General features: G+C 61.7%; 9 protein-coding genes. 2 read left to right on the top strand and 7 right to left on the bottom strand.

Translation table 11 applies throughout. The annotated features are described in order from the left end of the window. Positions 1 to 636, bottom strand: a 636-nt coding sequence (locus tag VIM95_RS12315) for a GTP-binding protein (protein WP_331986085.1), incomplete at its 3' end; no start/stop codon positions are given. A 100-nt stretch (positions 637 to 736) separates the two neighbouring features. Continuing rightward, positions 737 to 874, bottom strand: a complete 138-nt coding sequence (locus VIM95_RS12310; RefSeq protein ID WP_331986083.1) for a hypothetical protein — start codon at positions 872 to 874, stop codon at positions 737 to 739. A gap of 588 nt (positions 875 to 1,462) precedes the next feature. Between VIM95_RS12310 and VIM95_RS12305 the strand changes: the two genes are divergently transcribed. Continuing rightward, on the top strand, positions 1,463 to 3,073 hold the full coding sequence (locus VIM95_RS12305) for a methyl-accepting chemotaxis protein (RefSeq protein WP_331986081.1): 1,611 nt from the start codon (positions 1,463 to 1,465) through the stop codon (positions 3,071 to 3,073). 106 nt (positions 3,074 to 3,179) lie between these two features. Here VIM95_RS12305 and VIM95_RS12300 read toward each other — a convergent pair whose 3' ends face one another. Further along, positions 3,180 to 3,578 (bottom strand): VOC family protein, encoded by a 399-nt coding sequence (locus tag VIM95_RS12300; protein WP_331986079.1) that lies wholly within the window; start codon positions 3,576 to 3,578, stop codon positions 3,180 to 3,182. Positions 3,579 to 3,589: 11 nt separating this feature from the next. After that, positions 3,590 to 4,006: a hypothetical protein gene (locus tag VIM95_RS12295; RefSeq protein ID WP_331986077.1), complete on the bottom strand. Its 417-nt coding sequence runs from the start codon at positions 4,004 to 4,006 to the stop codon at positions 3,590 to 3,592. Between the two features lie 142 nt (positions 4,007 to 4,148). On the opposite strand from VIM95_RS12295, the gene VIM95_RS12290 reads away from it, so the two are divergent. Beyond that, complete coding sequence (locus VIM95_RS12290; protein ID WP_331986075.1) at positions 4,149 to 4,727, top strand: TetR/AcrR family transcriptional regulator; 579 nt, start codon at positions 4,149 to 4,151, stop codon at positions 4,725 to 4,727. Between the two features lie 70 nt (positions 4,728 to 4,797). On the opposite strand, the gene tpiA is transcribed toward VIM95_RS12290, so the two are convergent. The 3 genes from tpiA to iolE form a co-directional block, all read right to left on the bottom strand. Then, positions 4,798 to 5,562, bottom strand: coding sequence for a triose-phosphate isomerase (gene tpiA, locus VIM95_RS12285; RefSeq protein WP_331986073.1), 765 nt, complete (start codon positions 5,560 to 5,562; stop codon positions 4,798 to 4,800). Between the two features lie 178 nt (positions 5,563 to 5,740). Beyond that, positions 5,741 to 6,544, bottom strand: a complete 804-nt coding sequence (gene iolB / locus VIM95_RS12280; RefSeq protein ID WP_331986071.1) for a 5-deoxy-glucuronate isomerase — start codon at positions 6,542 to 6,544, stop codon at positions 5,741 to 5,743. After that, positions 6,541 to 7,455 (bottom strand): myo-inosose-2 dehydratase, encoded by a 915-nt coding sequence (gene iolE, locus VIM95_RS12275; RefSeq protein WP_331986069.1) that lies wholly within the window; start codon positions 7,453 to 7,455, stop codon positions 6,541 to 6,543. The genes iolB and iolE overlap by 4 nt, the downstream gene beginning before the upstream one ends. Position 7,456: the final 1 nt, after the last annotated feature.

Below are 7,456 nucleotides of genomic sequence, written 5' to 3'. Positions count from 1 at the left end.
CACCAGACGCGCACGGTGCGAACGTGCGGTGTCCAGCGACTCGGCAGGCACATCACCTTCGACGACCGGCAGCTTCGCTTGGTCGTCGGGCCACACCAGCGATCGCATCGTGAGCAAGTCCACCACGCCGCGGAAATCACTCTCCGCGCCGATGGGCAGTTGCGTCACCAGCGGCGTCACGCCCAGGCGGTCCTTCATCATGGCCTCGACGCGGTGGAAGTCTGCACCCACGCGGTCCATCTTGTTGATGAAGGCCACGCGGGGCACGCGGTACTTGTCGGCCAGTCGCCAGTTGGTTTCCGTCTGCGGCTCCACGCCGGCTACTGCATCGAACACCACGACCGCGCCGTCGAGCACGCGCAGCGAACGGTTCACCTCGATGTTGAAGTCGATGTGGCCCGGCGTGTCGATCAGATTGATCTGCGTGCCTTTCCAGAACACGGTCGTGGCAGCGCTATTGATGGTGATGCCGCGAGCCTGCTCCTGTGGATCGAAGTCCATGGTGGCGGCACCGTCGTGTACCTCACCCAGGCGGTGATTCTCGCCGGTGTAGAAGAGGATGCGTTCGGTCGTGGTGGTCTTGCCGGCGTCTACGTGGGCAATGATGCCGATATTGCGTACATGTCTGTTTTCCATGATCAGTCACCTTTATCTAGCCTCAGAGGGCTGTCGCGCTGCCGGGGTTTCTGTTTCCTGGCTGGCGCCTGAGCGGCCTTCCTCGCATGGCGCAGGAAGGCTAGTCCGTGTCTTGCAGCTGGGCGGTGACGGTCGCAATGCGCACGCCAACCGCCGGATTCGTGCCAAAGGACGAGCGCAAGCCCTCCATCCCTTGGCCGGCACGAATTACGTCGATCAGCTTGTCGTAGGTACGCATTGCGAACTCCTTTGGTGGAAAAACAAAACCCCGGGAGGCTTTGCCTACCGGGGTTCGGGTGTCTTATCGACCCGGGTAGGCGCTGTAGCCTCCCGAGCATGCTCTAAGAGGCGCTAAATCAAGATAGCCAACAACACGCGGCACCCGTAGGGCGCGTTGACGCCGACCGCTTGCTGAGCGGCACGGAGTACGACGGCGGTGTGGCGTGCTTGGTTCATGAGTCGGGCTTTCTGTTGATTAGTTATTACACTAACCGATTGTTTGGGCCTGATCAACCCCCTCGGTACCATGGCGACAAGCGGTGGGCGGCAGTCCCTGGCAAGCGAGGTGTGGGATGACCGATCGAAGTTCAAGCCCCTGGCGGGTCTGCGCCGACATTGCATCGTACATTTCATGGCCCATACTGAAAGTCGGATTTGCTGTGGAGTTCAAGCAAGCATCCGATCGCAAGCCTTGGCAAAACATCAGGTTAAATATTGTTTAAGTACATTTGCATGCTAAATAAGTGTTTTATAATTAAAGCCTGCCAGGCACTGCTTGCAAGCCGATAAGAAAGCCTGGCCTGACCAATCCCCCAAGGACTACGCCATGAAGCTCTCCACCCGCCTGGGTCTGATCATTGTCGGTGCCGTCGTCGGCCTGATGCTGATCGCCGGCTACTCGCTCAGTACCCTGCGTTCAACCATGCTTGAAGACCGGCGTGCACAGATCAAGTTGGTGCTCAGCCTTGCAGCCAAGCAGGTCGCCTACTACCAGTCGCTGGAGCAAAGCGGCAAGATGAGCCGCGACGAAGCCCAGGCCAAGGCGCAGGAAGCCCTGCGTGGCCTGCACGACGGTGACGACTATGTCTTTGCCCGCACGCTCGGCGCCATGGTGCTGGTGCACCCGGACGTGCGTAAACAGGGCAAGATTGACCAGGGCTCCAAGCTGCCCGATGGTCGTACCACCATGCAGGCTTATCTCGATGTGCTCAGCAAGGCTGACTTTGGCTACACCGATATCGTGACCAAGCGCCCCGGCGGGGACGTGGAGGTACCCAAGATCAACGGCGTGGCGAAGATCAATGGTTGGGACTGGCTGATCGGTTTCGGTGTTTTCGTTGACGATATCGACAAGGCCTATTGGCGACTGGCGGTGAACTTCCTGGTGATAGGCGGCCTGGTGCTGGCGGCCCTGATTGCCTTGGCGCTGACCATGTCGCGCACCATCTATCGCCGCCTGGGTGGCGAACCGGATTATGCCGCCGAGGTGGCGCAGGCGATTGCCGGTGGCGACCTGAGCCGCAAGGTGGCGGGCCAGTTCGAGCGCGACAGCCTCTTGGGTTCCGTGGCCAGCATGCAGCAAAGCCTGCGCGACATGATCGAGGGCATCCAGGGCAGCTCCGGTAGCCTGGGTAGCGCAGCGCAGGATCTGTCACTGCAGATGGAGCAGATCAACCAAGCCTCGCGCCAATCGGCCGACGCCACCTCGGCCACCGCCGCTGCGATCGAAGAGATGTCGGTCAGCGTGGACCATATCTCCGGTAGCGCCCGCGAGACCGAGCAGAATTCGGCTCGCTCCAGCGAGCTGGCAAGCCGCGGCGAGGGCCTGGTCAACCAGGCGGCCGAGGAGATCGAACGGGTATCCGCGCAGATCGCGGATGCTTCTGGGCTGATCGGCGGCCTGGTGGAGCGTTCGCGCGAGATCGATGGCATCGCCAGTGTGATCAAGGAAATTGCTGACCAGACCAACCTCTTGGCGCTCAATGCCGCCATCGAAGCCGCCCGTGCCGGCGAACAGGGCCGCGGCTTTGCGGTGGTGGCTGACGAGGTTCGCAAGCTGGCCGAGCGCACCACCCAGGCTACCGGCCAGATCACCACCATGATCCAGGCGATCCAGGACGATACCGGCTCGGTGGTGGACAGCATGCAGTCGGTCACGCCCAAGGTGGCGCGTGGCGTGAGCCTGGCAGGCGAAGCCGCCGCAGCGCTGCGTGAGATCAATGAAGGTGCCGCTGCCACGCTGGACAAGGTGCGGGATGTGGCCAACGCCACCGCCGAGCAGAGCCTCGCCAGTAGCAGCGTGGCCAGCAATGTGGAACGGATCGCCCACATGGTGGAAGAGTCGGCAGCCTCGGTGCAGGCGGCCAATCGCAATGTGCTGGCGCTGGAAAAGCTGGCACAGGAACTAAAGTCCTCAGTCAGTCGATTCCGGCTATAACCTGCGCGCAACGCGATAAAAACCCCCGCTAACTGGCGGGGTTTATATTGCATGATGCTGACGCCCGGTTAAGAGGCTCTGGTCGAGCCTCATACACCTGTTTGTGCTACTGAAGCGGGCAATCTAGCATCCACTGCACACCGAACTGATCAGTCAGCTTGCCGTAGTAGTCGCCCCAGGGTTGGATACCCAAAGGCGTGGTGATCGCTCCGCCTTGCGCCAGCATGTTGAACAGCCGTTCCGTCTGAGCCTGATTGTCCATTATCAGAAGGTGTGCCGAACCGCGCATCGGCTCCGCATCGTCGTTGTCTGACGCATAGAAGCTTACGCCAGGGCCCTCGAACTTGGCGTGCATAATGCGACCACGCATTCCCTCACTTCCGGCAGGCATGCCGTCGTCACCGTAGCGAATTATTTCCACTGCACGGCCTAGGCCGCATCGCGTGTAGAAATCGAGTGCCGGTTCGCAGCACGTCTTAAAGAACAAATAGTTGGAAAGTTGCATTAGCTGCCCCTTCAAGCGTGACTGACAGCTTCACCCAACTCAGCATTGGTATAGGCCCTGCCTGCAATGCCCCATGCGCCGTCAACGGCGTGAGTCACGTTGACCCAAATGCGCTCCTTCGGATGCTTTCGGTCGGATGCTTCATGAATGATCTCGGTCGCCTGGGCAATGTACGAGGTTTGAATGTCGCGGTCAGTAAACGCGAATGACGGCACTTTCCACTCGACAATAGCAACCGTTGCTGGCTTCAGGCCCGAGTAGCTGCTGCCTTTGGCGACAACTTGAAGGTGTCCGATCACGTTTGGTGTCATTGCCTCGTTGCCGGAGAGCCCGTGCAATTTCAGAAAGGCTTCTGACAGTCGCGACATGGTGTCGGCTTCGCGATCCTTCGGAATGACGCCTTCGGTGACGATGAGCGTAAGGGGCATAGCGGGCTCCGATATTGAGTGACGGTTGGCAGCATAGGCAGCTGCACGGCCGTTTGGATAACGACCGTTATCTCAATTTAGATAACGTTCGTGATGTTGTAAAGTACGATGTGCAAAGGGTTCAAGCATGGAGGGAAGTTTCATGTCCAGAGTTGAGAAGAAGATCCAGACGCGTCTACGTATTCTGGAAGCTGCAGGTCGCAGCTTTCGTAAAGGTGGGTTTGGCGGGGTCGGCATTGACGGTTTGGCCAAGGATGCTGGTGTCACGTCAGGTGCCTTTTATGTGCACTTCGATTCGAAATCGGCGGCATTCCGGGAATCGGTCAGGCAGGGCATGCATGAACTCAAGGAGGGTGTGCTTCACTTCCAGTCCTTGCACGGGGCGGCTTGGTGGCCTGAGTTCGTTAAGTTCTATCTCGGGTTCAAGCGAACTTGCGATCTTTCTGAAAGTTGCGCCTTGCAGAGCCTTTCTCCCGAAATCGGCAGATCGGATGAAGACTCACGCGCGGTGTTCGAGGAAGGATTGCGGGATGTAGCCGAGGCAATCCTCTCGGGACCGCGTTCGCAAGCGGCGCCGCGTGATCTTGACGCAGCCTTCGTCGCCTTGGCATCGCTCATAGGGACGGTAACCCTCGCCCGTGCAGTTGGCAGTAATGCACTCTCCGATCAGATCGCGGAATCGACAGGGCGGGCACTGCTTGGGGGCGCTTTGGCCATCTAAGTGATATGGCGACGAGCCTTGGCGCGCTTTATTTTCCGAGTTTCACCAAAGGCTTGAAATCGGACATTTTTCATTGCTCGCCAAGATACTGCAGGGCCAGCTGGTAGATATCGGCAAACTCGCCTGGCCGCAACGAGGCACCGCCGGCCAGACCGCCGTCTACGCCCGGGGTACTGAATACGGCCGCAGCATTGCCGGCGCACAGGCTGCCGCCGTAGAGCACGCTGACCTTGTCACCCAGGCCGGGGGCCGCTTGGTCGATCAAGCGCCGTATGCCGGCGTGGGCGGCGGCGATCTCCGCCGAGCCGGCCGCCTGGCCGCTGCCTATGGCCCAGACCGGCTCGTAGGCGATCACCAGTCGGTACCAGTCCTCGCTGGGTACGCTCGCCAGCACCGGTGCCAACTGGCGGGCCAGCACGGCATCGGTCTGGCCGGCGGCACGCTCTTCCATGCGCTCGCCCAGGCAGACGACGGGCAACAAACCGCCCTCCAGGCAGGCGCGAGCCTTGTCGGCAACCAGCTGGTCGGTTTCGCCATGGTAGGCGCGGCGCTCGGAATGGCCGACGATGGCGCAGCGAGCGCCCAGCTCGCCCGCCATCCTGACCGAGTGCTCGCCGGTGCGGGCGCCATCAGGCTGGGCGGAGATGTCCTGCATACCCCAACCCAGACCACTATCGGCGGCGAGCTGGGCCAGGCCGGTGGCGTGCAGCGCGCTGGGGCAAAGCCATAGCGCCACCTCCGGCCGTACCATGGGCATCAGCCGTGCAGCCATCTGCCGGGCCAACTCCAGCGAACCGTTCATCTTCCAGTTGCCGATCAACAGCTTGCGGCGCATGGCCTACCTCCCAATCAAGAATAAACACCGGGGAATAAAAAACGGGGGCGCCAGCGCGCCCCCAAGCGTCAGCTGTCACGGAGCGGTGACAGACCCAAAGCGAGCCGCGGCGCACCCCCTGCCTCGAGTATAGGCAGTGGACCTGGCCGGGCCGAAAAGTCTTGTGGCAGGACAACCCTCATAGCACCTTGCCCATCAGCCAGGCGTGCGCCGGGTCATTCTGGAAGTGCCAGGCGCGATGCGGGCCGGCCATCACGTTCAGGTAATAGCCCTCGTAGCCATGTGGCATGGTGACCGGGTGGTAGCCGCGCGGTACGCGCACCACGTCGTGGTCCTCCACCGCCATGGTCTCGTCCAGGCTGCGGTCATCGGTATAGACCCTTTGGTAGGCAAAGCCTTGCGGCGGGTTGATACGATGGTAGTAGGTCTCTTCCAGGCTGCTCTCTTCGGGCAGCGCATCACGGTCATGCTTGTGTGGCGGGTAGCTGGACGAGTGGCTGGCGGGGGTGCGCACCTCCACCACCAGCAGGGCGTCGGCCGGGTCGGTCTGCGGCAGGATGTCGTAGACGTAACGGGTATTGCTGCCCACGCCACGCACGCTACGGCGTTGCGAGTCGGGTTCGATCAGCCTGGCAGGGTGACCAACGTGGCTGGGCGCAGAGCAGAAGGCGACTTCCGCATCGCTCAGCGCGGTCAGGCTCAGTGGCATACCGGGTGGCACATAGACTGCGTAGGGACCGGTCTCTTCGAACACACTGCGCCGTTCGCCGATGCCGACCCAATGTTTGCCGGGGATCTCGGCGTCCACCTTGCCGCTGAGGATCACGGCGCAGCACTCGCGGTTATCTTCCAGCCAGCTCAGGGCTTCACCGGCACGTAGACGGTAGGCTTCAAAGCCCACGTACTGCCAGCCGGCCGAGGCCGGCGTGACCTTGACGATCTCGCGGCCATAGGGGCTGGCCTTGCTCAATAGCGGGCTCATGCCGCCTCCTGCAGGGTGCCCCGGCGTATGGCCTCGACCAGGCCGGCCAGATGACGGTAGCCCTTGTCGGCATAGGTGTAACTGGGCGCCACGGCCGGGTCCTGTTCAGCTTCCACCACCAGCCAGCCCGCATAACCATGCTGCGCCAAGGCGAGCAGCAAGGGAGCGAAGGCAATACCCCCATCACCCGGTACCGTGAAGGCACCGTTGATGACCGATTGCAGGAAGGTCCACTGCCGGTTGCGGGCCAGCTTGACCACCGCCGGGCGTACATCCTTGCAGTGCACATGAACGATGCGCGGCAAGTGCCGGCGCAGCAGCGTCAGCGGGTCGCCGCCACCAAAGGCGGCATGGCCGGTATCGAACAGCAGCCCGACCTCGGGGCCGGTGACGGCCATCAACTGGTCGATATCGTCGGGCGACTCCACATAGGCGCCCATATGGTGGTGGTAGGCGAGGGTGATGCCGCGCGATTGCAGATAGCGGCCAAAGGCATTGAGGCGCTCACCATAGGCACGCCACGCCGCTTCGCTCCTTAGCCGTGGTCGCTTGTAGAGGGGCTGGGCCTGGCCCTGGATCGCGTCTGCCACCTCGCCATAGACCATGACCTTGGCACCGTTGTAGACCAGCTTTTCCAGGTGGGCCTGAACCCCGGCGATCTCATCCTCCACCGTCCCCGTCGCCAATCGGCCGGAGTACCAGCCGGAAACGCAGGCAAGCCCGTACTCGGCCAGCTTGGCCTTGAGGGCTGCCGGCTCCTTGGGAAACTTGTTACCCAGCTCGAAGCCCTGGTAGCCGATCTCCTTACCTTCGCGCAAGGCGGTCTCGAGCGGAATTTCCCCGCCCAGCGAGGGCAGGTCGTCGTTGCTCCAGGAGATGGGATTGATGCCTATCTGTACCTTGAATTGCATA

This window comes from Chitinimonas sp. (genome assembly GCF_036568685.1).
GTDB lineage: Bacteria > Pseudomonadota > Gammaproteobacteria > Burkholderiales > Chitinimonadaceae > Chitinimonas.
The sequence above is the reverse complement of the archived record's forward strand: the minus strand, read 5'-3'. Positions and strand labels throughout refer to the sequence as shown.

Bases quoted from the DNA above. Each gene is read 5' to 3' on its own strand.
- VIM95_RS12300 (WP_331986079.1), bottom strand. From the start codon at position 3,578: ATGCAACTTTCCAACTATTTGTTCTTTAAGACGTGCTGCGAACCGGCA.
- tpiA (WP_331986073.1), bottom strand. From the start codon at position 5,562: ATGCGCCGCAAGCTGTTGATCGGCAACTGGAAGATGAACGGTTCGCTG.
- VIM95_RS12290 (WP_331986075.1), top strand. From the start codon at position 4,149: ATGTCCAGAGTTGAGAAGAAGATCCAGACGCGTCTACGTATTCTGGAA.
- iolE (WP_331986069.1), bottom strand. From the start codon at position 7,455: ATGCAATTCAAGGTACAGATAGGCATCAATCCCATCTCCTGGAGCAAC.
- VIM95_RS12305 (WP_331986081.1), top strand. From the start codon at position 1,463: ATGAAGCTCTCCACCCGCCTGGGTCTGATCATTGTCGGTGCCGTCGTC.
- iolB (WP_331986071.1), bottom strand. From the start codon at position 6,544: ATGAGCCCGCTATTGAGCAAGGCCAGCCCCTATGGCCGCGAGATCGTC.
- VIM95_RS12295 (WP_331986077.1), bottom strand. From the start codon at position 4,006: ATGCCCCTTACGCTCATCGTCACCGAAGGCGTCATTCCGAAGGATCGC.
- VIM95_RS12310 (WP_331986083.1), bottom strand. From the start codon at position 874: ATGCGTACCTACGACAAGCTGATCGACGTAATTCGTGCCGGCCAAGGG.